A 25,564-nucleotide genomic window follows, 5' to 3' on the forward strand; every position below is an offset into this window, starting at 1 on the left:
CATGACAAGCGCAGCCCAACCTGACGACTCCCTCGCCAAACGCAACCTGATCGTGCTGATCCTGGCCCAGGCCACGCTTGGCGCCCAGATGCCCTTGATCTTCACCATCGGAGGTCTTGCGGGCAAGATGCTGGCACCCAATGCCTGCCTGGCAACGCTGCCCATCACCGCGACCGTCGTGGGCTCGATGATGAGCGCCAATCCGCTCTCCGCCCTCATGTCGCGCTACGGCCGCCGCGCCGGTTTCATCGCAGGCACCATGGGCGGCATGGCCGGCGCCGCCCTTTGCGCCCTGGCCCTGTCGCTGGGGTCCTTCCCGCTCTTCCTCCTGGGCGCCTTCTGTTCGGGCATCTACCAGTCAAGCCAAGGCTTCTTCCGCTTTGCCGCCGCTGACACCGCCAGCGCCGCCTTCCGCCCCAAGGCCATCTCCTGGGTCACCGCCGGGGGCCTTGTCGCCGCCATCACTGGCCCCGAGATCGTCAAGCTGACCGCCGAATCCGCCGCTGTTCCCTTCCTCGGCAGCTATATGACCGTCATCGCGCTGAACCTGGTCTTCGTCTGGCTGTTCTTCCTGCTCAAGATCCCGACCCCGGTCCAGCACAAGGGCGCCGCCGGAGGCCGCACGCGCCGCCAGCTCCTGTCCGACCCGCGCATCCGAGTGGCGGTGATCGTGGCCGCCGTGTCCTATGCGCTGATGAACCTGGTGATGACCTCATCGCCGCTCGCCGTCGTGGGCTGCGGCTATCAGACCTCGGATGCCGCCAATGTCGTCGCCGCCCATGTGCTGGCCATGTTCGTGCCCTCTTTCTTCACCGGCAACCTGATCGCCCGCTTTGGCGTGGAAAAGATCATGGGCATCGGCCTTTTCATCCTGGCTGCCGCCGGAGCCGTTGCCATCGCGGGTGTCGAGCTCGAGAACTTCTTCGTGGCCCTCATCCTTCTGGGCATCGGCTGGAACTTCGGCTTCATCGGGGCGACCACGATGCTGACGGCCTCCCACAGCCCCGAAGAGCGCGGCAAGATGCAGGGGCTGAACGATTTCCTGGTCTTTGGCGGCGTGACCATCGCCTCGATGTCATCGGGCGGGTTGATGAATTGCTCGGGTTCCTCGGTCATCGCGGGCTGGCAGGCGGTCAACCTCGCCATGCTGCCCTTCCTGATCCTGGCGGGCGGCTCGCTGATCTGGCTGGCCTTCCGCCGCCCGGAGTGATTGGTGCCGACTAGCAGCCTTGCGCCCATGCCGCGGATTTTCACCGCTTGGCGCTTGACCCTGCGTCAGGCATCGGGAAAACCCGCATAAAAGGGAGAGCCCCATGAAGCTTGATATCTTCTCCGACCCCGTCTGCCCTTGGTGCTACCTGGGCAAGGCCAATCTCGACCGCGCGATGGAGGCCCATGCCGACCACCCGTTCGAGGTCGAATGGCATCCCTTCCAGCTGAACCCCGATATGCCTGAGGGCGGGGTGGACAAGCGCGACTACCTCTCGCGCCGTTTCGGTGCGGCGCAACTGGACCAGATCCACCAGCGCTTCCGCGACATCGCGGCCAAGGCGGGGGTGCAGATGGACCCCGATACGCCCAAGCGCATCCCCAACACGCTGGACGCCCATCGCCTGATCCATTGGGCCGGGCTCGAGGGGCGGCAGACGCCCATGGTCTCGGCCCTGATGCGGGCCTATTGGGTCGAGGGCCGCGACATCGGTGACCACGCCACCCTGGCCGATATCGCCGAGGAAGCGGGCCTGGACCGTGCCGCCATGGCGCGGCTTCTGGCCACCGATGCCGACCGCGCCGATATCCTGGCACGCGAGAGCCATGCCCGGGGGCGCGGCGTCAATGCCGTGCCGACCTTCGTCATCGCCAATGAATATGTCCTCTCCGGCGCGCAGCCGCCCGAGCTCTGGGGCCAGGTCATCGCGGAACTGGCGGCCGAGAAGGGCTGATGCTGATCGCCCACCTGCCCTCGGGCTATCTCCTGGCCCGGGGCGCGGGATGGCGCATGGCGGCTTGCCTTGCGGGCGCGGTCTTTCCCGACCTCGACATGATCCGCTTCTGGCTGGAGGGGGGGAGGATCCACCACCACGCCTATTTCACCCACCTGCCCGCCTTCTGGGCCGGGGTGAGCCTTGTGGCGCTGGTCGTCCTGCGCGGGGCAAGGCTGGGATGGGCGCTGGCCTTCCTTGCCGGGGTCTGGCTGCATCTGTGCCTTGATACCGTGGCGGGGGATGTCATGTGGCTCTGGCCCTGGTCGGACAGGATGATCCACCTGGCCGAAGTGCCTGCGACATATGACAGTTGGGTGATTTCTTTCGTCCTGCACTGGACCTTCCTTCTGGAATTGGGCATCACGGCTGCGGCGGCAGGCCTTTTCCTGCGCCACCGGAAAACCTGACATGACCAAAGCCCTGATGTCGCAGCGCGAGTTCGTCGCGCTCAATGCCATGCTCTTCGCGGTCGTGGCGCTGGCCATCGACTCGATGCTGCCCGCCCTGCCGCAGATCGCGGCCAGCCTCTCGCCCGATGCTCCCAACCTGGCGCAGCTGGTCATCACCAGCTTCATCTTCGGCATGGGGGTGGGGACGCTGATCTCGGGCCCCCTGTCGGACAGCTTCGGGCGCAAGCCCGTCATGCTGGCCTGCGCGGGGCTCTACATCCTGGGGGCCGCGGTCTGCTTCATGGCGCCGACGCTCGAGACCCTTCTCGCCGCCCGCGTCCTGATGGGCCTGGGCGCGGCAGGCCCCCGCGCGGTGGGGGCGGCGTTGATCCGAGACATGTACAAGGGCTCGGCCATGGCGCGGATCATGTCCTTCGTCATGATGGTCTTCACCCTGGTCCCCGCCGTGGCCCCCCTGATGGGCCAGGGCGTGATCCTGGTGGCGGGCTGGCGGGCCTTGTTCCTGGTTTTCATGGTCTTCTCGCTGGTGGTCCACACCTGGTTCCTCCTCCGCCAAGTCGAGACCCTGCCCCCCGAGGCGCGCCGCCCCCTGTCGCTGTCCAAGCTGGCCCAGGCCGCGCGCGAGCTGGTGACCCACCGCATCGCGCTCATCTCGACCGCGGCCCAGGCCCTGACGGCGGGGGCGCTTTTCGCCAACCTCTCCTCGATGGAAGGCATCTTCCGCGAGTATTTCGACCGTGCGGCCAGCTTCCCCCTGTGGTTCACCGTGATCGCGGTCTGCGCCATGAGCGGATCGGCCATCAATGCCCGCTTCGTCGTGCGGTTCGGCATGCGCCAGATGGTCCGCCGTGCCTATGGGGCCCAGGTCGTGCTGACCCTGGCGACGCTGGGGCTTTTCCACTTCGGACTGGTCTCGGGCAACCTGGCCTTCGCGCTTTTCCTCTTCTGGACGATCAGCGGCTTTGCCGCCATGGGCCTGACCATGGGCAACCTGAACGCCATGGCGATGGAGAGCCTGGGCCATATCGCGGGCTTTGCCTCGTCCTTGATCGCGGCGACCTCGACCGTGGGCTCGGTGCTCCTGGCCATTCCGGTGGGCCAGGCCTTCGACGGCACGCCCTTGCCCTTGATGATCGGCTCGCTGGTCTTCTCGATCCTGGCCTTTGGTCTTTCGGGACTGCTCAGAAAGTAGGGGCGCTGCCCCTCGGCCCTGCGGGCCTCACCCCGGGATATTTGGAAAAAGATGAAATCAGGTCCGGCGCCCGCTTTCTCTTCATCTTTTCATAAATATCCCACGGGAGGGTCCGGGAGGGTGTGAAACCCTCCCGGGGGTTCAGCCAGCGATGGCCTTGGCCTTGGGAGAGGCCTTCTCGGCCAGGTCGCGCGCGATGGCATGGGCGGCCTTGATCCGCTCGGCCTCGGTCTTCATGTCGCCGATCAGCACGATCTTGTTGCCCGCCACCCGGGCGCCGGAGCCTTGCGCCTTGACGAATTCCACCAGCCCCGCCGGATTGGCGAATTTGTCGTTGTGGAACTGCACATTGGCGCCCTTGGGGCCGCAGTCCAGGCGCGAGATGCCCGCCTTCTTGCAGAGCGCCTTGATGCGGACGATGACCATCAGCGTGTTGACCTCTTTCGGCAGGGGGCCGAAGCGGTCGATGAGTTCGGCGGCGAAGCCTTCGAGCTCCACCTTGGTCTGCAGGGAGGACAGGCGGCGATAAAGCCCGAGGCGGATATCGAGGTCAGGGATGTAATCCTCGGGGATCATCACGGGCACGCCGAGGTTGATCTGGGGGCTCCAGTTGTCATCGACCTGGCTCAGGCCATTGATTTCGCCCGATTTGATCTTGGCAATCGTCTCTTCCAGCATCTGCTGGTAAAGCTCATAGCCCACTTCCTTGATATGGCCGGACTGCTCCTCGCCCAGAAGGTTGCCAGCGCCGCGCAGGTCGAGGTCATGGGAGGCGAGGTTGAAGCCCGCGCCCAGGGTATCCAGGGAGCCCAGGAGGCGCAGGCGCTTGGTGGCCTGAGGCGTCAGGGGCGCGCGGGGTTTGGTGGTCAGGTAGCAATAGGCGCGGGTTTTCGCCCGCCCCACGCGGCCTCGGATCTGGTAGAGCTGGCTCAGGCCGAACATATCGGCGCGGTGGATGATCATCGTGTTGGCGGTCGGGATATCGAGGCCCGATTCCACGATCGTCGTCGCCAGAAGCACATCGTATTTGCCGTCGTAGAACTCGTTCATCCGCTCGTCGAGCTCTCCGGCGGCGAGTTGCCCATGGGCGATGACGTAAGTGACTTCCGGGACATGGGTCTTCAGGAAATCCTCGATTTCGTGCAGGTCAGAGATGCGGGGGACGACATAGAAGCTTTGCCCGCCGCGGTAGTGTTCGCGCAGAAGGGCCTCGCGGATGGTGATGGAGTCGAACTCCGAGACATAGGTGCGGATGGACAGGCGGTCCACCGGGGGCGTCGCGATGATCGAGAGGTCGCGCACCCCGGTCAGCGAGAGTTGCAGGGTGCGGGGGATGGGCGTGGCGGTCAGGGTCAGGACGTGGATTTCGCTCCGCATCTCTTTCAGCCGCTCTTTATGGCCGACGCCGAAATGCTGTTCCTCGTCCACGATCATCAGGCCGAGGCGTTTGAAACTGACCCCCTTGGCCAGAAGCGCATGGGTGCCCACGACGATATCCACCGTGCCATCGGCGAGGCCTGCGCGGGTCGCATTGGCCTCCTTGGTGGAGACGAAACGCGAGAGGGGTTTCACCTGCATCGGGAAGCCCCGGAAGCGCTCGGCAAAGCTGCGGTAGTGCTGGCGGGCGAGGAGCGTCGTCGGGCAGATCACCGCGACTTGCTGCCCCGCCAGCGCCGCGACAAAGGCCGCGCGCATGGCAACCTCGGTCTTCCCAAACCCCACATCGCCGACGATCAGCCGGTCCATGGGCGAGCCCTTCTCCAGGTCGCTGACCACATCGGCAATCGCGGCCAATTGGTCATCGGTCTCGGTATAGGGGAAGCGGGCGGCGAAGGCCTCCCAGAGGCTGTGCGGCGCCTCCAGGATCGGCGCGTGACGCAAAGCGCGCTCGGCGGCGACCCGCATCAGGCGGTCGGCAATTTCGCGGATGCGCTCTTTCAGCTTGGCCTTCTTGGCCTGCCAGGCGCCGCCGCCGAGACGGTCCAAAAGGCCCTCTTCATGGCCATAGCGGCTGAGGAGTTCGATATTCTCGACCGGCAGGTAAAGCTTGGCGCTTTCGGCATATTCCAAAGCGACGCAGGCATGGGGGGCGCCAAGGGCGGTGATCGTCTCCAGCCCCAGGTAGCGGCCAACGCCATGTTCGACATGGACCACCAGGTCGCCAGGGGTCAGGGTATCGACCTCGCGCAGGAAGTTTTCCGCTTTCCGCTTCTTGCGCGGCTTGCCGACCATGCGCTCGCCAAGCACATCCTGTTCGGAGATCACCGTCAGGCCCGGTGCGGTAAACCCCGCCTCCAGGGGCCAGACCATCAGGAAGAGATCGCCCTTGCCCTCAGGGACTTCGCGGAAGTCCTTGACCTCGCGGCCCTTGATCCCCTGGTCCTGCAAGAGGCCCGAAAGCCGCTCCCGCGCACCCTCCGAGAAGGAGGCGATGACCACCTGACCCTCGCGAAGCCGCGCTTTAAGATGATCGGCCAAGGCGCCGAAAAGGCTTATGCTTTCCTGCTGACGCTCCGGCGCGAAAGACCGCCCGATCTCCCCGCCTGCATCGAGGCAACCCGGCCCCGGCGGCTGGTGCAGGGGCGAGAGCTGGATCACGCGGTGCCCCGCCACGGCCGCCTCAAACCCCGCATCGTCCAGGTAGAGCAACCCCGGCGCCGAGGGCTTGTAGACCGAATCCATCCGCCCCTTGGCGCTCATCGCCTCGCGGCGGCTGTCGTATTGATCCTCGATCCCCTCCCAGCGGGAAAGCCGCATGGCGGTCACCTGGTCGTCCAGCATGACAGCGGCAGAGGGCAGATAGTCGAAGAGCGTCTCCAGCCGCTCATGGAAGAAGGGCAGCCAGTGCTCCATCCCCTGGTGCTTGCGGCCCGCGCTGACGGCCTCGTAAAGCGGGTCATCCGAGCCGCCTGCCCCGAACTCCACCCGGTAGTTCTGGCGGAAGCGCGAGATTGCGGCGGGGTCCATCAGGACCTCTGACATCGGCGCGAATTCCACCGATTTCAGCTTGCCGACGGTCTTCTGCGTCTCGGGGTCAAAGCGGCGGATGCCGTCGAGCTGGTCGCCGAAGAAATCGAGCCGCACCGGCCCGCCGCGCCCCGGCGGGAAGATATCGACGATGCCGCCGCGCAGGGCATAATCCCCGGGCTCGGCCACGGTGGAGACGGGCGAGAAGCCCATATTGGCGAGGAAGGCTTTCAGCTTCTTCTCATCCACCCTGTCGCCGACCGAGGCGATGAAGGAGGCGCCCGCGACCACCTCCCGCGCGGGGACGCGCTGGGTCGCGGCATTGACGGTGGTCAAGAGAACGAAATTGCCCGGGATACCCGCGACCAGGGCCGCCAGGGTGGACATCCGGCGCGAGGCGATCTCGGGGTTGGGCGAGACGCGGTCATAGGGCAGGCAGTCCCAGGCCGGGAAGTCCAAGACGGTCAGCCCCGGCGCCAGGACGGCCAAGGCTGCGCGCATCGCCTCGGCCCGGCGGTCGTCGCGGGCGATATGGAGGACGGGATGGGCCTGTGCCTCACGCGCCAGGAGCCGCGCGTCATAGCCCTCGGGGGCGCCGCCAAGCAGGATCCGTGTCGTCATTGCGGGATAAAATGCGTCAGGTTGACATACATGCCGACCATGGCGGCCACGAAGATCGAGACCATGCCCAACCCCTGCACCATGAGCCGCGTGAGGAAAAGGCGACGAAAGAGCGCCTCGCCCCGCCCCTCGCCCCCTTCGATCAGGAGGGCCGCGCGCAGGGAGAGATAGAACAGCACGAAGAGCGGCGCCATGATCAGCAGAAGCGCCAGGGCGAATTCGCTGTCGTAAAGCGCGGCCAGGGTCAAGAGCATGGCCAGGATGAAGGTCGCGATGCCGACGAGCCAGGGCCCGTATTCGCGGGAATGAAACAGCATCCGGTCGGTGTTGATGCGGACGAGAAGCTCCAGGTCCTCTTGCGCCTGCCCGCCATGGCGCTTGGCCCGGCTCACCATGTCATGGGGCACGCCCAGGACCCAATGGCTGGCCGAAGACCAGATGACGCAAAGCGCGATCCAGTACCAGAGATTGGAAAAGGACCGGAAGTCGATCAGATCGAGGAGGAGCGTCGGGTCGGACATCAGCGTTTCACCTTGAGCCTGCGTGCATTCCATGTCAGTCGTTTGCGAAAGCTGCAAGCCGTTTTCCGTAAAGCGCTTGCCCCCGGGGCCGGACCATGCCACCCGGAGAGGGGCGCGCACCGGAGCCAGACGGCCTGTGGCCATACGCCACCCGCCAGCCCTCTCGCGCCCCCGGGCCAAGGGCCAGCCCTGCACCCGGACCTGCCCATGCGCCCCATCTCTGCCCCCTTCCCCACGACCCGCTTCCGCCGTCTGCGGTCCAGCGCCCCCCTGCGCGCCCTGGCCCAGGAGAACAGCCTGTCGGTGGGCGACCTGATCTGGCCGGTCTTCCTGTGCGACGGGGTGGGGGTGACGCAAGAGATCGCCTCGATGCCGGGCGTGGTGCGGCGCTCGGTCGACCTGGTGGTCAAGGCGGCTGAAGAGGCGGCCAGTCTGGGGATTCCGGCCATTTGTCTCTTTCCCTATACCGACCCTGCGGTGAAGACCGAGACCTGCGAAGAGGCCTGGAACCCCGATAACCTGTCGAACCGCGCGATCCGGGCGATCAAGGCGGCGGTGCCCGAGATCGCGGTGATGACGGATGTGGCGCTGGACCCCTACAATTCAAACGGCCATGACGGGCTGGTCCGCGACGGGGTGATCCTGAACGACGAGACGGTGGAGGCCCTGGTGAAGATGGGTCTCGCCCAGGCCGAGGCGGGGGCCGATATCCTGGGGCCCTCCGACATGATGGATGGCCGGATCGGCGCCTTGCGGGGCGCCTTGGAGGCGGCAGGTCACAAGGATGTGGCGATCATGTCCTATTCGGCCAAATATGCCTCCGCCTTTTACGGACCCTTCCGCGATGCGGTGGGCGCTTCGGGCGCGCTCAAGGGCGACAAGAAGACCTACCAGATGAACCCCGCCAACAGCGACGAGGCCCTGCGGCTGATCGAACGCGACCTCGCCGAGGGCGCCGACATGGTGATGGTGAAGCCCGGCATGCCCTACCTGGATATCTGCCGGAGGGTGAAGGACAGGTTCGGCGCTCCGACCTATGCCTACCAGGTGAGCGGCGAATATGCGATGATCATGGGCGCGGCAGAGCGCGGCTGGATCGACGGGAAGAAGGCCATGATCGAGAGCCTGATGGCCTTCCGCCGCGCCGGCTGCGACGGGGTCCTGACCTATTTCGCCCCCGAAGCCGCCAAGGCGATCCGTGCGGGTCTGACCTGGTAAGGTTTCCAGGCGGAGCGGCCTTGCGGCCGCATTCCTGTCCCTCGCCTGCGGGCTGACGCCCTCCGGCTCGACCGGGCGCCAGGGGCGCCAGGGGTGCCTCCGGCGGGACTATTTGGGCCAAGTTGAAAGGGAAGAAGGGGACTGGCGGGCGCGGCGCCTGCGGTGCGGCTGGATGCCTCCGGCGGTGATATTTGGGCCAATGTGAAAGGCAAGCGGGCGGCAGGCGGGCCGCTGGTGATATGCGCGCCAGAGTCACGCCTTCAGCGCGCCCGCCAGGGTCCAAGAGTCCCAGGCGGCAAGAGGTCACCTCACCAAACCCCGGGACACCTGCAACCCGGCACCCTGCCCCCCTCACGCTTTCGCAAAACCCCGGGAGAGGTCCGGAGAGGGCAGCGCCCTCTCCGGCCACCGCCGCCGCGCGGGCCGAGGGCTTGCCCGAGGCCACCCTCGCAAGCAGCTCTGAACTCCGCCGGCTTCCAGCAAACCCCTCCAGCCCGCCCCCAAGTGACCTTCCCGGCGCCCCCCCCGGACCTCTGTCCTCCCTCCCCTTTCAACTTGGCCCAAATACTCCGGGAGAGGTCCGGAGAGGGCAGCGCCCTCTCCGGCACCCGCCGCCGCGCGGGCCGAGGGCTTGCCCGAGGCCCCTCCGCCGCCAAGCGCCCCATCGGCAGGCCTTCGCCAGTGCAAAGCAGAACCCTTGGAGAGGCAGGGGGCTCCTGCTATCCTCTTCTCCAAGGGCCTGAAGAAGCCCAGCAACCGATGAGGCGAAACATGATTTCTCGACGGAATTTCGTGGTCCTGGGCGCGGGCGCCATGGGGCTTGCGGCCTGCGATGCGGGGCTCTTGGGCAATGGCGTCGGCTCGAATGGAGCGGCCAGGATCGATGCGCGCGTCGATGCCACGCGCGATTACCTGCAGTCGGTCTATCCCAACACCCGCGCCATCGCCCAGAACGCGCGCGGCATCCTTTACATGCCCTTGGTCACCGAAATGGGCATCGGCATCGGCGGCTCCTTTGGCCGCGGCGCGCTCAGGATCAATGATGTCACGGTGGATTACTATTCCGCCACCTCGGCCTCGATCGGGCTGCAGATCGGCGCCCAGCAATATGCCCATGCGATCTTCTTCATGACCGATGCGGCGCTGGAGAACTTCCGCCGCTCGAACGGCTGGGTCGCAGGCGCGGGCGTCGAATATGCCACGCCCGAAGAGGGCGGCAACTTCGGCAAGGACACGACCGAGCTTGACCCCGTCACGGTCTTCGTCTTTGGCCAGCAGGGCCTGATCGTCGGCGCCACGATCGAGGGCGTGAAATACTCGCGCATCATCCCGTGAGCCCAGGGGAAGCGGCCCCCGCTTCCCCCTTGCTTCGCCCCGCGCCCCGGTGCATGACGCGGCCATGAGCGCCCTTGCCCCCAAGCCAGATATTCTCTGCATCGGTTCGGTCCTTTGGGACATCATCGGCCGCGCCTCCGTGCCGCTTGGCGCGGGCGGCGATGTGCCCGGCCGCATCACCCGCCTGCCGGGGGGCGTGGCCCTGAACATCGCCCTGACGCTCGCCCGCCTTGGCCTGCGCCCCGGGCTCCTGACCGCCGTGGGCCGCGATGCCGAGGGCCAGGACCTGGTCGCCGCCTGCGCCGCGCGGGGGATGATCACCGATTACATCCACCGCACCGACAGGCCCACCGACCGCTACATGGCCATCGAATCCGGCGGAGGCCTGGTGGCCGCCATCGCCGATGCCCATACGCTGGAGGCCGAGGGTGCGGCCATCCTGAAGGCGCTCTCGGACGGGCGCCTCGGCACGCCATCCGCGCCCTGGGCGGGCATGATCGCGCTGGATGGCAACCTGACCGAAGCGCTTCTGACCGAGATCGCGGGCTCTGCGCTTTTCGAGCGCGCCGATTTGCGGGTGGCCCCGGCCTCTCCGGGCAAGGCCCTGCGGCTTAGGCCCCTCCTGACCCATCCCGGCACCACGCTTTACGTCAACCTCGCCGAGGCGCGCCAGATCGGCGACTGCCCGGATGCCGATGCCCCTGCCGCAGCCGAGGCCATGCTTGCGCGCGGTGCGGCCCGGGTCCTGGTCACCGATGGCGCCAACCCCTGCGCCAAGGGCATGGCCGGAGAAGGCATCCACATCGGCCATCCGCCCAAGGTCCAGGTCCGCCGCATCACCGGGGCGGGCGATACGTTCATGGCCGCCCATATCGTGGCCGAACGCGAGGGCGCCTCGCCCAAGGCGGCGCTTGACGCCGCGCTGAAGGCCGCCGCCGATTACATTTCCAAGGAGGTGGGCACATGAGCCTGCACGCAACGATCACCCTCTCGCCCGAAGTGGCCGACGCAAAGGCCCGCGGCCTGCCCCTCGTGGCGCTGGAATCGACCATCATCACCCATGGCATGCCCTTTCCGCAGAACGTGGAAACCGCCCGTGCCGTCGAGGCAGAGGTCCGCGCCCATGGTGCCGTCCCCGCCACCATCGCCGTGATGGGGGGCCGCATCCATGTGGGCCTGACGGGTGAGACGCTGGAGGCGCTGGGCCAGGCCAAGGGCGTCATGAAGCTCTCGCGCGCCGACCTCGCGGCTTGCCTTGCCACCGGGGCCACGGGGGCCACGACGGTGGCCGCCACGATGATCTGCGCGGCGCTGGCGGGGATCGAGGTCTTTGCGACGGGCGGCATCGGCGGGGTGCATCGCGGGGCGGAAAACTCCTTCGACATCTCGGCCGACCTCCTGGAATTCGCACTGTCCCCGGTGACCGTGGTGGCGGCCGGCGCCAAGGCCATCCTCGACCTGCCCAAGACTTTGGAAGTGCTGGAAACCCAGGGCGTGCCGGTCATAGCCTATGGCCAGGACGATTTCCCGGCCTTCTGGTCGCGCTCCACGGGGCTGAAGGCGCCCCTGCGGATGGAGACCCCGGCCGAGATCGCCGCAGCCCATCGCCTGCGCGGCTCCCTGGGGCTGAAGGGCGGCCAGCTCGTCGCCAACCCGATCCCGGTGGAGGCAGAGATCGCCCGCTCCGAGATCATGCCGGTGATCGAACAGGCGCTGACCGAGGCCACGGCCAAGGGCATCGCCGCCAAGGCCGTGACGCCCTTCCTCTTGCAGCGGATCTTCGAGCTGACCGGGGGGAGGTCGCTCGACTCCAACATCGCCCTGGTCCTGAACAACGCAAGGCTCGCCGCTGGCATCGCCGGGGCGCTGGTCGCCCAAAGGGGCTGAAAGAGCCAAAGGCGGGGGGCATCGGGCCCCCGGGTCGAACATCTGGCGAGGTCTGCCCATCTCCCGGGCAGGCCAGGCCCCGGGTGACCATTTTTCGCCAAGCCAGCCTTCCCCAAAGCCGCAAGCCCTGCCATAAGAGGCGCCATGTCCGATCCCATCCGCTCCCGCAGCCTTGTCGCCACGCTCAGGGCCTCCTTCCTGACCGGCCTCGTCGTCGTCCTGCCCATCGGGCTGACCTTCTACCTGATCTGGTCGGTGGTGGGTTACCTGGATGGCTGGATCCTGCCCCTGATCCCGCAGGGCTATCACCCCCAGGCGCTGACGGAATATTACTTCGGCCCGGGCCATTCCTTCCCCATCCGGGGCGTGGGGGTCATCGTCTTCCTGATCTTCACCACGGCGGTGGGCTGGGTGGCCAAGGGGCTGATCGGGCGGACGGTCTTGGGCAAGCTCGATGGGCTGGTCGACCGGATGCCGGTGGTGCGGTCCTTGTATTCCGCGCTGAAGCAGGTGGCCGAGACGGTCTTCAACAAGACCGAGTCGTCCTTCGAAAAGACCTGCCTGGTCGAATTCCCCAGGCCCGGGGTCTGGACGCTGGGCCTGATCTCGGCCCGTCCCAAGGGCGAGATTGCGACGCGGCTGGGGCCCGATGTGATCTCGGTCTTCATCGGGTTGACGCCCTTCACCAGCGGCTTCGTGGTCTTCGTGCCGCGCAAGGATGTGATCGAGCTGGACCTGACGCCGGAAGAGGCGGCCAAACTCGTGGCCTCGGGCGGGTTGGTCTATCCCGTGACCAAGGATGGCGCGGGCGGACAGGCCTGACCTGGTAGCGCGCCTGCGGCGCATTGTTTTTCTCTCGCCTCTGGCGCGACGCGCCAACCGGCTCAAGCCTGCCTCCGGCGGGGATATTTGGGCCAGTGTGAAAGAGGAAACGGGGGCGCGGCAGGTTTGCGGCGCCCCCATTTCATTTGGTCAGAAACTTCTCCAGCAGAGCCAATCTCCGAGCCGGTTGGCGCGCAGCGCCAGAGGCGAGATGACAAGCATGCGCCGCAGGCGCTCCGCTTACAGGGCCGTCCAGCCGCCATCCACGCTGATCGTCGTGCCGGTGACCTGGTCGGCGGAGGGCGAGCACAGATAGACCGTCGTCCCGCCGATCTGCTCCACCGTCGCGAATTGGCGCGAGGGTTGGCGCAGGAGCATGACCTCGCGGATCACCCTCTCGCGGTCCATGCCATGGACCTTCATCTGGTCGGGGATCTGCGCCTCGACGAGGGGCGTCAGAACATAGCCCGGGCAGATCGCATTGGCGGTGATGCCCATCCCCGCCACTTCCAGCGCCGTGGTCTTGGTGAAGCCCACGACCCCATGCTTGGCCGCGATATAGGCCGATTTGAAGGGCGAGGCGGTCAGGCCATGGGCCGAGGCGATGTTCACCACCCTGCCCCAGCCTTTTGCCTTCATCCCCGGCAGGGCCGCCGCCGTGGTGTGAAAGGCCGAGGACAGGTTGATCGCGATGATCCGGTCCCACATCGCCGGGGGGAAGTCCTCTATCGGCGCCACATGCTGGATGCCCGCATTGTTCACCAGGATGTCGCAGCCCCCCGCCGCTGCCACCAGCGCCCGGCAAGCGGCCCCATCGCTCATGTCGGCGGCGATGTAGCGCACCTCGACCCCGTGGCGGGCGGAGAGGTCGGCGGCGAGGGCGTGATCCTCGGGCCGGTCGGTGAAGGAGTTCAGGACGACCGAGGCCCCCGCCGCCGCCAGCGCCTCTGCCACGCCCAGCCCGATCCCCGAGTTCGACCCGGTCACCACGGCCCGCTTGCCTGAAAGTTCCGCCATGATGCTCTCCTTCGTGTTCATGCCCATTCGGCCCCATGGGCCCAAGGCTAATGCTGCGCTGCGGAGAATGCAAAGGGCGGGGCGCGGTTCGTGATTCGACTTGCGCGATTCGCCCTGGCTTGCCGTTGGCGCAGCGCCTGGTCCCCGGGGCCCAACCCGAGCCTTCGTCGTGGCCCGCCGCTTCCGACCGCGTCCCGGCCGATCAAGATTCCTTGAACCCCGCCCCGCAAGACCTTGCACCCGCCCGCCGCGAGGGCCAAAAAAAACGCCAGCGCGAGGCTGGCGTCAAGTCGTTGAGGCAGGTTTCATACAGGCAAGAAACCTATCGAGCAGTGAGTTCTATATAGCCCTCCCGGATTAACACTTCAAGCTAAAGGTTTGAAAAGGGCCGCGCAGGGGCTTAGTCTTCAACCATGTTCGGAAGTTGAAAGGATTGTTGACGATGCGCCCCCAGATGCGCCCAATCATGCGGCCCGCGATTGCCCGCCTGGCCCGGGTCTCGGCCCTTTGCCTGATCTCGGGGCTCCTTGCCCTGCCTGCCCAGGCCGAGCCCAGCCATGGCATAGCTATGTATGGCGCCCCCGCGCTTCCACCGGATTTTGTGGCCCTGCCCCAGGCCAACCCCCAGGCGCCCAAGGGTGGCAAGCTGACCCTGGGCGAGGCGGGCAGTTTCGATTCGCTCAACCCTTTCATCACCAAGGGCCAGGCGCCGGGCGCGGTCTCGCCCCTGACGGTCGAGACGCTGATGGGCCGGTCCTATGACGAGCCCTTCTCGCTTTACGGGCTTCTGGCCGAATCGATAGACACCGACGAAGAGCGCAGTTTCGTCGAATTCACCCTGCGCGAGGGGGCCCGATTCTCGGATGGCTCGCCCGTCACGGTCGAGGACGTGCTCTGGTCGATGGAGACCCTGGGCACGCCCGACAAGGGGGCCGCGCGCTATCTGACGGCCTGGAAGAAGGTGGCCAAGGCCGAGGCCACCGGCCCGCGTTCGGTGCGCTTCACCTTTGCCGCCCCCGACCGCGAGTTGCCGCTGCTTCTGGGCCTGCGTCCGATCCTGAAGAAGGCGCAGTTCGAAACCCGCGACTTCGCCGCCTCTTCGCTGGAGCCGGTCATCGGCTCGGGCCCCTATGTCGTGGACCAGGTCGAAGCGGGCGCCAAGATCAGCTTCAAGCGCAATCCCGACTGGTGGGGCAAGGATCTGGCCTTCAACCAGGGCCTGTGGAATTTCGATGCGATCGAATATCTCTACTTCGCCGATCCGACCGTCATCCAGCTGGCCCTGAGCGCGGGCGACATCGACCTTTACCGCGAGAGCAATGCCACCAAGTGGGAGACGGATTACGACTTCCCCGCCGTGGCCTCGGGCGAGGTGGTCAAGGAAGAGATCGCCCACCAGCGGCCCTCGGGGATGAACGGCTTCGTCTTCAACACCCGCAAGGCCAAGTTCGCCGATTGGCGGGTGCGCGAGGCGCTGATCCAGAGCTTCAACTTCGAGTTCATGAACCTCTCGCTGAACGCGGGCAAGCTGCCGCGCATCACGAGCTATTTCTCCAACTCCGAACTGGCGGGGGATGTGGCCAACCCCGCCTCGGCGCCCGTTGCGGCGCTCTTGGAGCCCTGGAAGGCCGACCTCTTGCCTGGCGCGCTCGAGGGCTATGCCCTGCCGGTCAGCGACGGGACCGAGGCCAACCGGGCCGCGATCCGCAAGGCCGCTGGCCTTCTGGAGGAGGCAGGCTGGACGGTGCAGGACGGTGTCCTGAAGAATGCCGCCGGTGAGGCCATGGAGATCGAGATGCTCCTGGCCGTCGGCGCCGAGGATGCCATCGCCTCGGCCAATTTCTGGGCCCAGTCGCTGGAGAAGCTGGGGATCAAGTTGACGATCACCACCAAGGACAGCGCCTCTTACAAGGAGCAGGTCACGAAATACGACTATGACATGATCTGGAATGCCTGGTCCTTGAGCCTCTCGCCCGGCAACGAGCAGCTACTGTACTGGGGCTCGGATGGGGTGACGGCGGAGGGGACGCGCAATTACATGGGCGTGGGCTCGGCGGCCGTGGATGGGCTGGTGGCGACCATGGTGGGGTCAAAAGACCGCGAGGACTTCGTGACGGCGGTGCAGGCTCTTGACCGCGTGCTGACCTCGGGGCGATATGTGATCCCGTTCTGGTATTCCGATGTCAGCCGCGTGGCCCACAAGGCCAGCCTGCATCACCCCGAACGCCTGCCGCTTTATGGCGACTGGCTGGGGTTCCTGCCGGATGTCTGGTGGTATCAAGAATAAGAGAAGGGGCAGAGCCATGAAGAAACTGATGATCCTCGCCGTGTTGACGGCGCTTGCGGGCTGCAACACCGTTTCGGGCGTGGGCCAGGATATATCCGCCGGGGCCAATACCGTCTCGGGCTGGATGGGCGGCTGAGGGACGCCGGGGCTGCCGCGCCCCGGACCCCGCCTGGAGGGACCCGCGGGGCCCCTCCAGACCTCCCCCGGGAAATTTGGCCAGCATGAAAGCAAAGGGGGCACCACGGCCAGGGGCGCCCCTTTCCAATCATCTGTTCATCAATATCCACGGGGTTTCCAAAGGGGAGCGTGCTCCCCTTTGGGCGGGGGGTCCGGGGGGCGGCAGCCCCCCGGCTACGAGAGGGATGTTACCCAGAGGATCGTCGCATCCTCTTCCGACAGGCTGACGACGTTATGGCCCATGGTGGCGTCGTAATAGGCGCTGTCGCCGCGCTTGAGGTCCACGGGTTCGTAGAACTCGGTATAGAGGCGGACGATGCCGGTGAGGACATAGAGGAACTCTTCGCCCTCGTGACGGACCCAGCCGTCGAAATCCTCCATCGACCGCGCGCGGATCGTGGCGCGGTAGGGCAGCATCTGCTTGGTGCGCAGGCCCCCGGCGAGGAGTTCGTGTTCGTAAGTGGCCGTCACATGGGCCTGGCCCGTGGCCAACTTGGTCACCGCCATGCGCCCGGAGACCTGGGCCTTGGCGGCGGGCGTGAACAGCTGCGGGACGGAAATCTTCAGCCCCTCGGCCAGCTTCCTCACCGCGTCATAGGTGGGCGACATCTGGCCGTTTTCGATCTTGGAGAGCGTGGACCGCGCCAGCCCGGCCTGGGCGGCGGCCTGGTCCAGGGTCCAGCCTTTCGCTTTCCGCAGCTCGCGCACGCGCAGGCCGAGGTCCAAGGGTTCGGGCGGCGGCTCGGCGGCATCGGGCGTCTCGCGCGCGATGCGGATCAGTCGGCGGGGATCGGAATTGGTCATGAGCCCTCTTAGCTTTTGCATGGGCATCCTGCAACTGGCGCGAAAGTCACGGCGCCGCCCCCTGCGGCGACTTCGTCGGAGATGTTTGCGCAAACATCATGGACAGCGCGGAAACCCGCGTGAATAAAGGCCCGGCAAAGTCATTCAGGGAGGCCAAGATGCGCACCACCCGGATCGTCCAAAAGATCCTGTCCCATTACGAGGGGGAGACCCCCGGCGTGAAGGGGAACCTCGCCCGCATGCTGATGGAGGGCAAGCTCGGCGGCACGGGCAAGATGATCATCCTGCCGGTCGACCAGGGCTTCGAACATGGGCCCGCGCGGTCGTTCAGCGTCAACCCCGCCGCCTATGACCCGCATTACCATTACCAGATGGCGGTGGATGCGGGGCTTTCGGCCTATGCCGCGCCCCTGGGGCCGCTGGAGGCCGGGGCCGATACCTTTGCGGGCCAGATCCCGACGATCCTGAAGGTGAACTCCTCCAACTCGCTGCTGCCCAAGGTGGCGCCGAAGACCCAGGCCATCACGGCGAGCGTGGATGATGCGCTGCGGCTGGGCTGCTCGGCCATCGGCTTCACGATCTATCCGGGCTCTTCGGCCAGCCTCGAGATGTTTTCGGACATCGCCGAGATGCGGCGCGAGGCTGCGGCCAAGGGGATTGCGACGATCATCTGGTCCTATCCGCGCGGCGAGGACCTGGACAAGGATGGCGAGACGGCGGCCGATGTGACGGCCTATGCCGCCCATATCGCGGCTTTGCTTGGCGCTCATATCATCAAGGTCAAGCTCTCGACCGATCACCTGAGCCAGCCCGAGGCCAAGAAGGCCTTCCAGGCGGGGCATATCCCGCTGGCGACCCAGGCAGACCGGGTGCGGGAATGCGTGCGCTCGGTGATGAACGGCAAGCGGCTGATCGTCTTTTCGGGCGGGGCGGCCAAGGGCGCGGATTCGGTCCTGGACGATGCCCGCGCGATCCGGGATGGCGGCGGCAACGGCTCGATCATCGGGCGCAACTGCTTCCAGCGCCCGCGCGACGAGGCCATGGGCCTGTTGCAGACCATGGTCGATATCTACAAGGGCAAAGCCTGAGACAGGGGCGACCTGGCCGGGATGGGGCGGCCGGAAGACATCCTGTCTTGACGTCAGAGAGCGGCCCGGGGAGACTTCCCGGGCCGTTTCCCTTGGAGCAACCATGCGTTTGATCCTGCCCGTTCTTCTGCTTGCCGCCCTGCCCCTGACCCTGCACCCCCTGGCCGCCCAGGTCGTCCTAGAGCCCTCGGCGGAGGATCTGCCGCCTGGCTACCCGCCCAAGCTCGGCCTTGCCGAACTGGTCGAGGGCGGCAAGACCCAGGTCCTGACCACCTATGATTTCTCGATCGGCGCCTTCGATGCCTCGGCCTGGTTCGGCGAGGGGATCGAGGCGCGCGGCTTTTACCTGACGGCCTATCCCGACGACAATCCCGATGCCCGGAAGGGCGTGTTGCGCATCTATGGCCATTACGAGAGCTGGACGCCGGGCCAGGCGCCCGGGGCCACGACCGAAGGGCTGGTGGAGTGGTCCATCACCGAGGGCTTCCGCGGGCGGCGCTGGACCTCGGCGGGCAAGCCGGTCGAGGTCGTGGTGGACAGCTTCGTTCCGCAAGAGCCGGGCCAGACATCCGGCTATGGCCATGTGACCGGGCATTATTCGGCCAGGGTCTGTTCGGGCGACAAGGACCCCGTGGTCGTGGCGCCCAATGCGCGCTGCCGCGAGATCTCGGGCCAGTTCGAGACGGATGTGCAGTATTCCCCCTGATTTTGCTTGGAATTTCTGGGTGGCTTTGGCAAGATGCCCCCAAGCCCCGCAAGTGGGCGGCAGAGGCAAGACGCATGACCCAGACCAATCCGCGCCGGATGGCCTCGATGGCCTATTTCGCGATCATCGCCACGATCGGCGGCAACTTCGGCTTTGCCGCGATCCAGGGCGATTACGGCGTCTTTCGCCAGGCCCAGACCGCCGGGGAAATCGCGGCGCTGACGGCAGAGCGGGACCGGCTGGCGGGGGAGCTGGACGAGCTGAAGAACCTGACGCGGCGGCTGTCGGATCATTACCTCGACATGGATCTCCTGGACGAGCAGGTGCGCTCGGTCCTGGGCTATGTGCGCGCCGACGAGATCGTCATCCGCTGACCTGCGCTTGAACCAGGCGGAGCGGCGTTCCGCCGCAAGCCTTTGCGTCGGGGGGCGCTGCCCCCGAGGCCCTTGCGGGCCTCTCCCCCGGGATATTTTGACCAATGTGAAAGCCATGCAGGCAGCGCAGGGGCGCCATGCGCTGCGCTGTTTGCTTTGTTTCGCCGATGTGGTATAAGTAGTTCAACGTTGAACTATCTTTCATGGGAGGCGCCATTGGCCGGCAAGAAAGAGGCTGCGAAATCCAATGTTTCGCGGGAAGAGCTGCTGAAATACTACCGCGAGATGCTGTTGATCCGCCGATTCGAAGAGAAGGCGGGGCAGCTTTACGGCATGGGGCTGATCGGCGGCTTCTGTCACCTTTACATCGGGCAAGAGGCCGTCGTCGTCGGGCTCGAGGCCTGCACGAAAGAGGGCGACAAGCGCGTCACCTCTTACCGCGACCACGGGCATATGCTGGCCTGCGGCATGGATGCCAATGGTGTCATGGCCGAACTGACGGGGCGCGAGGGCGGCTATTCCAAGGGCAAGGGCGGCTCGATGCACATGTTCTCCCGCGCCAAGCACTTCTATGGCGGGCATGGGATCGTGGGGGCGCAGGTGCCGCTGGGCGCAGGGCTGGCCATGGCCGACAAGTACAAGGGCAACGACAACGTCACCTTCACCTATTTCGGCGACGGCGCGGCCAACCAGGGCCAGGTCTATGAGACCTATAACATGGCCGAGCTCTGGCAGCTGCCGGTGATCTTCGTCATCGAGAACAATGGCTATGCCATGGGGACCTCGGTGAAGCGGTCGACCAAGTCGACGACGCTGTTTGGCCGCGGGCTGGCCTATGGCATCCCGGGCGAGCAGGTCGATGGCATGGACGTTCTGGCGGTCAAGGCTGCGGGCGAGAAGGCCGTGGCGCATTGCCGTGCGGGCAACGGGCCTTACATCCTTGAAATGATGACCTATCGCTATCGCGGCCACTCGATGTCGGACCCGGCCAAGTATCGGACCCGTGAAGAGGTCGAGAAGATGAAGGCCGAGAAGGACGCGATCGAACATGTCCGCGACCTGCTGCTGACCCCCGGCCTGGCCTCGGAAGAGGATCTCAAGGCCATCGACCGCGAGATCAAGGACGTGGTCAATGCGAGCGCAGAGTTCGCCAAGGAAAGCCCGGAGCCTTCGGTTTCGGAACTCTACACCGACATTTACGCCTGAGGGGGATGACCATGGCAGTTGAAGTTCTGATGCCGGCGCTCTCGCCCACGATGGAAGAGGGCACGCTGGCGAAATGGCTGGTGAAGGTGGGGGATCAGGTCAAGTCCGGCCAGATCATCGCCGAGATCGAGACCGACAAGGCGACGATGGAATTCGAGGCGGTGGACGAGGGGCGCGTTGGGGCGCTTCTGGTCGCCGAGGGGACATCGGGGGTGAAGGTGAACACGCCGATCCTCTTGATGGGCGAAGAGGGGGAGACGGCGGCACCCAAGGCCGCCCCTGCCCCGGTCGCTGCGGCCCCCGTGGTGGCGGCTGCGCCTGCCGCGCCGGTGGCGGTGGTCTCCAAGGCCTCGCCCGATTGGGCGGAAGGCACGCCGATGAAGACCATGACCGTGCGGGAAGCCTTGCGCGAGGCCATGGCCGAGGAAATGCGCGCCAATCCCAACGTCATGCTGATGGGCGAAGAGGTGGGCGAATACCAGGGCGCCTACAAGATCTCCCAAGGTCTCCTTGATGAGTTCGGGCCGAAGCGCGTGGTCGATACGCCGATCACCGAAATGGGCTTCACCGGCATCGCGGTCGGCGCGGCCTGGGGCGGTCTGAACCCGATCGTCGAGTTCATGACCTTCAACTTCGCCATGCAGGCCATCGACCATATCCTGAACTCGGCCGCGAAGACGAATTACATGTCCGGCGGTCAGCTCGGCTGCCCCATCGTCTTCCGTGGCGCCAATGGGGCTGCGGCCCGCGTCGGCGCCCAGCACTCCCAGGATTACGCCGCCTGGTATGCGGCGATCCCGGGGCTGAAGGTGGTGATGCCCTATTCGGCCTCGGACGCGAAGGGTCTGTTGAAGCAGGCGATCCGCGATCCGAACCCGGTGGTCTTCCTGGAAAACGAGATCCTTTACGGTCAGAGCTTCGAGGTCCCCGACCTGCCCGACTTCACCATCCCCTTCGGCAAGGCCCGCATCTGGCGCGAGGGGAAAGACGTCACCATCGTCTCCTTCGGCATCGGGATGAAGCACTCCCTGGCCGCCGCGGACGAATTGGCCAAAGAGGGCATCAGCGCCGAGGTCATCGACCTGCGCACGCTGCGGCCCATCGACTATGACACGGTGCTCGCCTCGGTCCAAAAGACCAACCGCTGCGTGACGGTGGAAGAGGGCTTCCCGGTGGGCTCCATCGGCGATCACCTGGCCTCGACGATCATGCAGCGCGCCTTTGATTACCTGGACGCGCCCGTAGTGACCTGCACCGGCAAGGACGTGCCGATGCCCTATGCGGCGAACCTGGAGAAGCTGGCGCTGATCACGCCGGCCGAGATCGTCGCCGCCGTCAAATCCGTCTGCTATCGGTGAGGGTGAACCATGGCTGTTGAAATTCTGATGCCGGCGCTCTCTCCGACGATGGAGGAAGGGACGCTCGCGAAATGGCTGGTCAAGGAGGGCGATGTGGTCAAATCCGGCCAGATCCTCGCCGAGATCGAGACCGACAAGGCGACGATGGAATTCGAGGCGGTGGATGAAGGCACCATCGGCAAGATCCTCGTGGCCGAGGGCACCTCGGGGGTGAAGGTGAACACCGCCATCGCCACGCTGATCGAAGAGGGCGGCTCGGCGGAAGTGGCCGTGAAGGCGGCGCCGGTGGCAGCTGCGCCCGTGGCAGTGGTTGCGGCCCCCGTGGCCGCGCCCAAGGCCCCCGTGGCCCAGGGCGCCCGCGTCTTCGCCTCGCCGCTGGCCCGCCGGATTGCTGCGGAAAAGGGTCTGGACCTGACCAAGGTCCAGGGCTCGGGTCCGCATGGCCGGATCGTGCGCTCGGATGTCGAGGGCGCCAAGGCCGCCCCGGCTCCGGTCGCCATCGCGGCCCCTGCCCCTGCCCCCGTGGCAGCGGCTCCGGCAAAGGCCGCGATGCCCACCGGCATGGCGGCGGAAACGGTCATGAAGATGTACGCCGACCGCGCCTATACCGAGGTGCCTCTGGACGGCATGCGCCGCACCATCGCGGCGCGGCTGACCGAAGCCAAGCAGACCATCCCGCATTTCTACCTGCGCCGGGAAGTCCGCCTCGATGCGCTGATGGCCTTCCGCGAGCAGCTGAACAAGGGGCTCGAGGCGCGCGGCGTCAAGCTCTCGGTCAATGACTTCATCATCAAGGCCTGTGCGGCGGCGCTGCAAGCCGTGCCCAATGCCAATGCGGTCTGGGCAGGCGACCGGATCCTCAAGCTGAAACCCTCGGATGTCGCGGTCGCCGTGGCCATCGAGGGCGGGCTCTTCACCCCGGTCTTGAAGGATGCCGACAAGAAGACGCTCTCGACCCTTTCGGCCGAGATGAAGGACCTGGCATCCCGGGCCAAGACCAAGAAGCTCGCGCCCCATGAATACCAGGGCGGCAGCTTTGCGATCTCGAACCTTGGCATGATGGGGGTGGAGAATTTCGACGCCGTCATCAACCCGCCGCATGGCGCGATCCTGGCGGTCGGTGCGGGGCTGAAGAAGCCCGTCGTCCTGAAGGATGGCACCCTGGGCGTGGCGACGGTCATGTCGATGACCCTCTCGGTCGATCACCGCGTCATCGACGGGGCGCTCGGGGACGAGCTTCTGAAGCATATCGTCGAGCTTCTGGAAAACCCCATGGCCATGCTGGCCTGAGGCCGAAGCGCAAGAGATCAAAAGGCCCGGGGGAAACCTCGGGCCTTTGTCTCATCCGGGAGCTCTCTTCGCGTAGAGGCCCCGGGTCAAGCCCGGGGCGGCGGGGAGAAAAGGGCGCCCCGTCACCGAGGCGCCCTCTTTCCATTCATCTTTTCACAAATATCCCACGGGAGGGTCCGGGAGGGTGTGAAACCCTCCCGGGGGTCAGGACAAAAGCGACCGACGACGATCTTCGCAGCCCGGGGCCCCCTCAAAGATCCCCGCAGTCGCAATCCTTCAACCGCTGATCCATCGAGACCGAGGGCTGGGCACAGCCCGCCTCGCCCACGATCTTGGCCGGAACACCCGCGACCGTCTTGCAGGGCGGGACTTCCATCAGCACGACCGAGCCCGCCGCAATCCGCGAGCAATGGCCGATGGTGATATTGCCCAGGACCTTGGCCCCGGCTCCGATCAAGACGCCGTCACCGATCTTGGGGTGACGGTCGCCATCCTCTTTGCCCGTGCCGCCCAGGGTCACCGAATGCAGCATCGAGACATTGTCGCCCACCACCGCTGTCTCGCCGATCACGATGGAATGGGCGTGGTCGATCATCAGGCCCCGCCCGATCCGGGCGGCAGGATGGATATCGACGCCAAAGACCTCTGACACCCGCATCTGCACGAAATAGGCAAGATCCCGGCGGCCCTGGTTCCAGAGCCAATGGCCGATCCGGTAGGCCTGAACCGCCTGGAAGCCCTTGAAGAACAGGACCGGCTGCAAGAACCGGTGGCAGGCCGGGTCGCGGTCATAGATCGCCATGATATCGGCCCGCGCTGCCTGGCCGAGGTCAGGATCCGCGCCGTAAGCCTCATCGGCGATCTCGCGCAGGATCTGCTCGGACATCTCGGAACTCGCCAGCTTCTGGCTGAAGCGGTAAGCTAGGGCCCGCTCCAGGCTGGCGTGATGCAAGAGGCTGGCATGGATCAACCCGCCCAACAGCGGCTCGGCCACGACGGCCGCCGCCGCCTCGTCGCGGATGCGGCTCCAGACCGGGTCGACGGGGCTGAGTTTCGGTTTCAGATCGCGCATGGGACACCCCCTGTTGGACAGACAGGTTAGCACAGCGCCGGGCGGCTTGCGAGATGGTTTGGCGGAAGCGGTGGGATTCGAACCCACGGTGGGGTTCCCCCCACGCTGGTTTTCAAGACCAGAGCCTTAAACCACTCGGCCACACTTCCGTTGGCCCTCTCTACCCAGAAGCGGCGCCGGGGTCCAGTGGGGCGGATCGGCAAGAAACCCGCCCCGCCCCTTCCCTGCGGCGGGGCTTGCCGCTATGATGCGCGCCAAGGGGGCGACAGGCGCCCTTGCAAGCTTCACGCGGCACAAGACCGCGGGCAAATCAGAGGTTCGGGCATGGCACGGCAAGTCACGGGACGGATGCGGTCGGTTTGGGTTCTGGCGGGGGTGGCCTCGCTGGCTTTGACGGGCTGCGAAATGGGGGCGACCAGCGACGCGGCCCTGACGGGGGAGGCGCCCGCAGCCACTTCCTCGCGGCTGGTCGACCGCGATGTCGAGGCGCCCGAGATCTTCCAGACCGAGGACAAGGCGCTTTGGGATGGCCGACCCTCGCTGGGCGGCGTCTGGGTCGCCTCGGCCGATGCCAAGGACCCCGAACGCGTCATCCTGCGCAACCCGGCCAATGGCAAATTCGTGATCGGCGGCCTCTTCCGCCGCGAAGAGGCCCTGCCCGGTCCGAAACTGCAGCTTTCCTCCGACGCCGCCGAGGCGCTTGGCCTCTTGGCCGGTGAGCCCGCGACGATCTCTGTCACGGCGCTGCGCCGCGAAGAGGCCCCGGTCGCCGAGCCCGAGGCCGAGGCGCCGCTTCTGGACAGCAACACCGAAGCCATGCCGATCGAGGGCGACGTGGTGACCACGGCCGCCGCCGCCATCGACGCGGCCTCGCCCGAGACGGCAACGGTCGCGGGTTCCGAAGCCCCACCCGCCAAACCCACCGCCAAGCCCGCCGCCAAGCCCGCCGCCGATACGGGCGCCGAAGCGCTCGGCGCCGACCTGCCCAAGACCACGCAACCCGCCGCCGCCTCTGGCCGCACGATCCAGGTCGGCATCTTCTCGGTCGAGGCCAATGCCAAGCGCGCGGTCGATGTGCTGAAAGCCGTGGGGATCGAGGCCCGCTCGGCCAAGGAAACCAGCCAGGGCAAGGACCTGTGGTCGGTGACCACCAAGGGCGATGCCGCCACGCTGGCCACGGTGAAATCGGCCGGTTTCCAGGATGCCTACCTTCTGAAACGCTGAAGG

At 66.3% G+C, this 25,564-nt stretch carries 23 protein-coding genes and 1 tRNA gene; 18 read left to right on the top strand and 6 right to left on the bottom strand.

The genetic code is table 11. From position 1 onward, the window contains the following. The first annotated feature begins 1 nt into the window (after position 1). The 4 genes from GV832_RS00765 (at position 2) to GV832_RS00780 (ending at position 3,587) form a co-directional block, all read left to right on the top strand. Entirely contained in the window at positions 2 to 1,210 is a 1,209-nt protein-coding gene (locus GV832_RS00765; protein WP_168772900.1) for an MFS transporter, read from the top strand. A 103-nt stretch (positions 1,211 to 1,313) separates the two neighbouring features. Next, positions 1,314 to 1,943: a DsbA family oxidoreductase gene (locus GV832_RS00770; RefSeq protein WP_168772901.1), complete on the top strand. Its 630-nt coding sequence runs from the start codon at positions 1,314 to 1,316 to the stop codon at positions 1,941 to 1,943. Beyond that, positions 1,943 to 2,392, top strand: a complete 450-nt coding sequence (locus tag GV832_RS00775) for a metal-dependent hydrolase (protein ID WP_168772902.1) — start codon at positions 1,943 to 1,945, stop codon at positions 2,390 to 2,392. The genes GV832_RS00770 and GV832_RS00775 overlap by 1 nt, the downstream gene beginning before the upstream one ends. A gap of 1 nt (position 2,393) precedes the next feature. Continuing rightward, on the top strand, positions 2,394 to 3,587 hold the full coding sequence (locus GV832_RS00780) for a multidrug effflux MFS transporter (RefSeq protein WP_168772903.1): 1,194 nt from the start codon (positions 2,394 to 2,396) through the stop codon (positions 3,585 to 3,587). 141 nt (positions 3,588 to 3,728) lie between these two features. On the opposite strand, the gene mfd is transcribed toward GV832_RS00780, so the two are convergent. Further along, positions 3,729 to 7,175, bottom strand: a complete 3,447-nt coding sequence (gene mfd, locus GV832_RS00785) for a transcription-repair coupling factor (protein WP_168772904.1) — start codon at positions 7,173 to 7,175, stop codon at positions 3,729 to 3,731. Further along, positions 7,172 to 7,729, bottom strand: a complete 558-nt coding sequence (locus GV832_RS00790; RefSeq protein ID WP_227754162.1) for a component of SufBCD complex — start codon at positions 7,727 to 7,729, stop codon at positions 7,172 to 7,174. Before GV832_RS00790 ends, mfd begins: the two co-directional genes overlap by 4 nt. Positions 7,730 to 7,903: 174 nt before the next feature. Between GV832_RS00790 and hemB the strand changes: the two genes are divergently transcribed. The 5 genes from hemB to GV832_RS00815 all read left to right on the top strand — a co-directional run bounded on the left by hemB (position 7,904) and on the right by GV832_RS00815 (position 12,958). Beyond that, on the top strand, positions 7,904 to 8,914 hold the full coding sequence (hemB, locus tag GV832_RS00795) for a porphobilinogen synthase (RefSeq protein WP_168772906.1): 1,011 nt from the start codon (positions 7,904 to 7,906) through the stop codon (positions 8,912 to 8,914). Between the two features lie 771 nt (positions 8,915 to 9,685). Further along, positions 9,686 to 10,249, top strand: a complete 564-nt coding sequence (locus GV832_RS00800) for a lipid-binding SYLF domain-containing protein (RefSeq protein ID WP_435531735.1) — start codon at positions 9,686 to 9,688, stop codon at positions 10,247 to 10,249. A 64-nt stretch (positions 10,250 to 10,313) separates the two neighbouring features. Further along, positions 10,314 to 11,216 carry a PfkB family carbohydrate kinase gene (locus tag GV832_RS00805; RefSeq protein WP_168772908.1) on the top strand — a complete coding sequence of 301 codons (903 nt, stop codon included), beginning with the start codon at positions 10,314 to 10,316 and terminating at the stop codon, positions 11,214 to 11,216. Next, positions 11,213 to 12,136: a pseudouridine-5'-phosphate glycosidase gene (locus GV832_RS00810; RefSeq protein ID WP_168772909.1), complete on the top strand. Its 924-nt coding sequence runs from the start codon at positions 11,213 to 11,215 to the stop codon at positions 12,134 to 12,136. Before GV832_RS00805 ends, GV832_RS00810 begins: the two co-directional genes overlap by 4 nt. Before the next feature lie 144 nt (positions 12,137 to 12,280). Next, complete coding sequence (locus tag GV832_RS00815; protein ID WP_168772910.1) at positions 12,281 to 12,958, top strand: DUF502 domain-containing protein; 678 nt, start codon at positions 12,281 to 12,283, stop codon at positions 12,956 to 12,958. 240 nt (positions 12,959 to 13,198) lie between these two features. Here GV832_RS00815 and GV832_RS00820 read toward each other — a convergent pair whose 3' ends face one another. After that, a complete protein-coding gene (locus tag GV832_RS00820) occupies positions 13,199 to 13,975 on the bottom strand; it encodes a 3-hydroxybutyrate dehydrogenase (protein ID WP_168772911.1) in 777 nt (258 codons plus the stop codon). Between the two features lie 454 nt (positions 13,976 to 14,429). On the opposite strand from GV832_RS00820, the gene GV832_RS00825 reads away from it, so the two are divergent. Both GV832_RS00825 and GV832_RS00830 read left to right on the top strand, forming a co-directional pair. Continuing rightward, the gene (locus GV832_RS00825) at positions 14,430 to 16,262 is read left to right on the top strand and encodes an extracellular solute-binding protein (RefSeq protein WP_168772912.1); all 1,833 of its coding nucleotides are present in this window, start codon (positions 14,430 to 14,432) and stop codon (positions 16,260 to 16,262) included. Positions 16,263 to 16,278: 16 nt separating this feature from the next. Then, the gene (locus GV832_RS00830; protein ID WP_168772913.1) at positions 16,279 to 16,398 is read left to right on the top strand and encodes an entericidin; all 120 of its coding nucleotides are present in this window, start codon (positions 16,279 to 16,281) and stop codon (positions 16,396 to 16,398) included. 215 nt (positions 16,399 to 16,613) lie between these two features. Here the strand turns inward: GV832_RS00830 and GV832_RS00835 are convergent, their stop codons facing one another. After that, positions 16,614 to 17,243: a helix-turn-helix domain-containing protein gene (locus GV832_RS00835; RefSeq protein ID WP_168772914.1), complete on the bottom strand. Its 630-nt coding sequence runs from the start codon at positions 17,241 to 17,243 to the stop codon at positions 16,614 to 16,616. Positions 17,244 to 17,401: 158 nt separating this feature from the next. Here GV832_RS00835 and GV832_RS00840 point away from each other — a divergent pair, with 158 nt between their 5' ends. The 6 genes from GV832_RS00840 to GV832_RS00865 all read left to right on the top strand — a co-directional run bounded on the left by GV832_RS00840 (position 17,402) and on the right by GV832_RS00865 (position 23,265). Beyond that, positions 17,402 to 18,331 carry a class I fructose-bisphosphate aldolase gene (locus GV832_RS00840; RefSeq protein WP_168772915.1) on the top strand — a complete coding sequence of 310 codons (930 nt, stop codon included), beginning with the start codon at positions 17,402 to 17,404 and terminating at the stop codon, positions 18,329 to 18,331. A 103-nt stretch (positions 18,332 to 18,434) separates the two neighbouring features. Further along, complete coding sequence (locus tag GV832_RS00845; protein WP_168772916.1) at positions 18,435 to 19,037, top strand: hypothetical protein; 603 nt, start codon at positions 18,435 to 18,437, stop codon at positions 19,035 to 19,037. Positions 19,038 to 19,135: 98 nt separating this feature from the next. After that, positions 19,136 to 19,411 (top strand): FtsB family cell division protein, encoded by a 276-nt coding sequence (locus tag GV832_RS00850; protein WP_435531736.1) that lies wholly within the window; start codon positions 19,136 to 19,138, stop codon positions 19,409 to 19,411. A 216-nt stretch (positions 19,412 to 19,627) separates the two neighbouring features. Beyond that, positions 19,628 to 20,617 (top strand): pyruvate dehydrogenase (acetyl-transferring) E1 component subunit alpha, encoded by a 990-nt coding sequence (gene pdhA / locus GV832_RS00855; protein ID WP_168772918.1) that lies wholly within the window; start codon positions 19,628 to 19,630, stop codon positions 20,615 to 20,617. An 11-nt stretch (positions 20,618 to 20,628) separates the two neighbouring features. After that, the gene (locus tag GV832_RS00860) at positions 20,629 to 21,975 is read left to right on the top strand and encodes a pyruvate dehydrogenase complex E1 component subunit beta (RefSeq protein ID WP_168772919.1); all 1,347 of its coding nucleotides are present in this window, start codon (positions 20,629 to 20,631) and stop codon (positions 21,973 to 21,975) included. A 9-nt stretch (positions 21,976 to 21,984) separates the two neighbouring features. After that, positions 21,985 to 23,265, top strand: coding sequence for a dihydrolipoamide acetyltransferase family protein (locus tag GV832_RS00865; RefSeq protein ID WP_168772920.1), 1,281 nt, complete (start codon positions 21,985 to 21,987; stop codon positions 23,263 to 23,265). A 250-nt stretch (positions 23,266 to 23,515) separates the two neighbouring features. Here the strand turns inward: GV832_RS00865 and cysE are convergent, their stop codons facing one another. Both cysE and GV832_RS00875 read right to left on the bottom strand, forming a co-directional pair. Further along, positions 23,516 to 24,337 (bottom strand): serine O-acetyltransferase, encoded by an 822-nt coding sequence (cysE, locus tag GV832_RS00870; RefSeq protein WP_168772921.1) that lies wholly within the window; start codon positions 24,335 to 24,337, stop codon positions 23,516 to 23,518. A gap of 59 nt (positions 24,338 to 24,396) precedes the next feature. Then, positions 24,397 to 24,486: transfer RNA gene (locus GV832_RS00875), tRNA-Ser, on the bottom strand. A gap of 175 nt (positions 24,487 to 24,661) precedes the next feature. On the opposite strand from GV832_RS00875, the gene GV832_RS00880 reads away from it, so the two are divergent. Continuing rightward, positions 24,662 to 25,561, top strand: a complete 900-nt coding sequence (locus tag GV832_RS00880; RefSeq protein ID WP_168772922.1) for an SPOR domain-containing protein — start codon at positions 24,662 to 24,664, stop codon at positions 25,559 to 25,561. Positions 25,562 to 25,564: the final 3 nt, after the last annotated feature.

The organism is Stagnihabitans tardus (assembly GCF_009925085.1).
In the GTDB taxonomy this organism is placed as follows: domain Bacteria; phylum Pseudomonadota; class Alphaproteobacteria; order Rhodobacterales; family Rhodobacteraceae; genus Stagnihabitans; species Stagnihabitans tardus.

Excerpts from the sequence above, each read along its gene's own strand:
- GV832_RS00810 (WP_168772909.1), top strand. The coding sequence starts at position 11,213 with ATGAGCCTGCACGCAACGATCACCCTCTCGCCCGAAGTGGCCGACGCA.
- GV832_RS00840 (WP_168772915.1), top strand. The coding sequence starts at position 17,402 with ATGCGCACCACCCGGATCGTCCAAAAGATCCTGTCCCATTACGAGGGG.
- GV832_RS00860 (WP_168772919.1), top strand. The coding sequence starts at position 20,629 with ATGGCAGTTGAAGTTCTGATGCCGGCGCTCTCGCCCACGATGGAAGAG.
- GV832_RS00880 (WP_168772922.1), top strand. The coding sequence starts at position 24,662 with ATGGCACGGCAAGTCACGGGACGGATGCGGTCGGTTTGGGTTCTGGCG.
- cysE (WP_168772921.1), bottom strand. The coding sequence starts at position 24,337 with ATGCGCGATCTGAAACCGAAACTCAGCCCCGTCGACCCGGTCTGGAGC.
- hemB (WP_168772906.1), top strand. The coding sequence starts at position 7,904 with ATGCGCCCCATCTCTGCCCCCTTCCCCACGACCCGCTTCCGCCGTCTG.
- GV832_RS00765 (WP_168772900.1), top strand. The coding sequence starts at position 2 with ATGACAAGCGCAGCCCAACCTGACGACTCCCTCGCCAAACGCAACCTG.
- GV832_RS00815 (WP_168772910.1), top strand. The coding sequence starts at position 12,281 with ATGTCCGATCCCATCCGCTCCCGCAGCCTTGTCGCCACGCTCAGGGCC.
- GV832_RS00820 (WP_168772911.1), bottom strand. The coding sequence starts at position 13,975 with ATGGCGGAACTTTCAGGCAAGCGGGCCGTGGTGACCGGGTCGAACTCG.
- GV832_RS00850 (WP_435531736.1), top strand. The coding sequence starts at position 19,136 with ATGGCCTCGATGGCCTATTTCGCGATCATCGCCACGATCGGCGGCAAC.
- GV832_RS00825 (WP_168772912.1), top strand. The coding sequence starts at position 14,430 with ATGCGCCCAATCATGCGGCCCGCGATTGCCCGCCTGGCCCGGGTCTCG.
- GV832_RS00865 (WP_168772920.1), top strand. The coding sequence starts at position 21,985 with ATGGCTGTTGAAATTCTGATGCCGGCGCTCTCTCCGACGATGGAGGAA.
- GV832_RS00790 (WP_227754162.1), bottom strand. The coding sequence starts at position 7,729 with ATGGAATGCACGCAGGCTCAAGGTGAAACGCTGATGTCCGACCCGACG.
- GV832_RS00830 (WP_168772913.1), top strand. The coding sequence starts at position 16,279 with ATGAAGAAACTGATGATCCTCGCCGTGTTGACGGCGCTTGCGGGCTGC.
- GV832_RS00780 (WP_168772903.1), top strand. The coding sequence starts at position 2,394 with ATGACCAAAGCCCTGATGTCGCAGCGCGAGTTCGTCGCGCTCAATGCC.
- GV832_RS00800 (WP_435531735.1), top strand. The coding sequence starts at position 9,686 with ATGATTTCTCGACGGAATTTCGTGGTCCTGGGCGCGGGCGCCATGGGG.
- mfd (WP_168772904.1), bottom strand. The coding sequence starts at position 7,175 with ATGACGACACGGATCCTGCTTGGCGGCGCCCCCGAGGGCTATGACGCG.
- GV832_RS00835 (WP_168772914.1), bottom strand. The coding sequence starts at position 17,243 with ATGACCAATTCCGATCCCCGCCGACTGATCCGCATCGCGCGCGAGACG.
- GV832_RS00775 (WP_168772902.1), top strand. The coding sequence starts at position 1,943 with ATGCTGATCGCCCACCTGCCCTCGGGCTATCTCCTGGCCCGGGGCGCG.
- GV832_RS00805 (WP_168772908.1), top strand. The coding sequence starts at position 10,314 with ATGAGCGCCCTTGCCCCCAAGCCAGATATTCTCTGCATCGGTTCGGTC.
- GV832_RS00845 (WP_168772916.1), top strand. The coding sequence starts at position 18,435 with ATGCGTTTGATCCTGCCCGTTCTTCTGCTTGCCGCCCTGCCCCTGACC.
- GV832_RS00770 (WP_168772901.1), top strand. The coding sequence starts at position 1,314 with ATGAAGCTTGATATCTTCTCCGACCCCGTCTGCCCTTGGTGCTACCTG.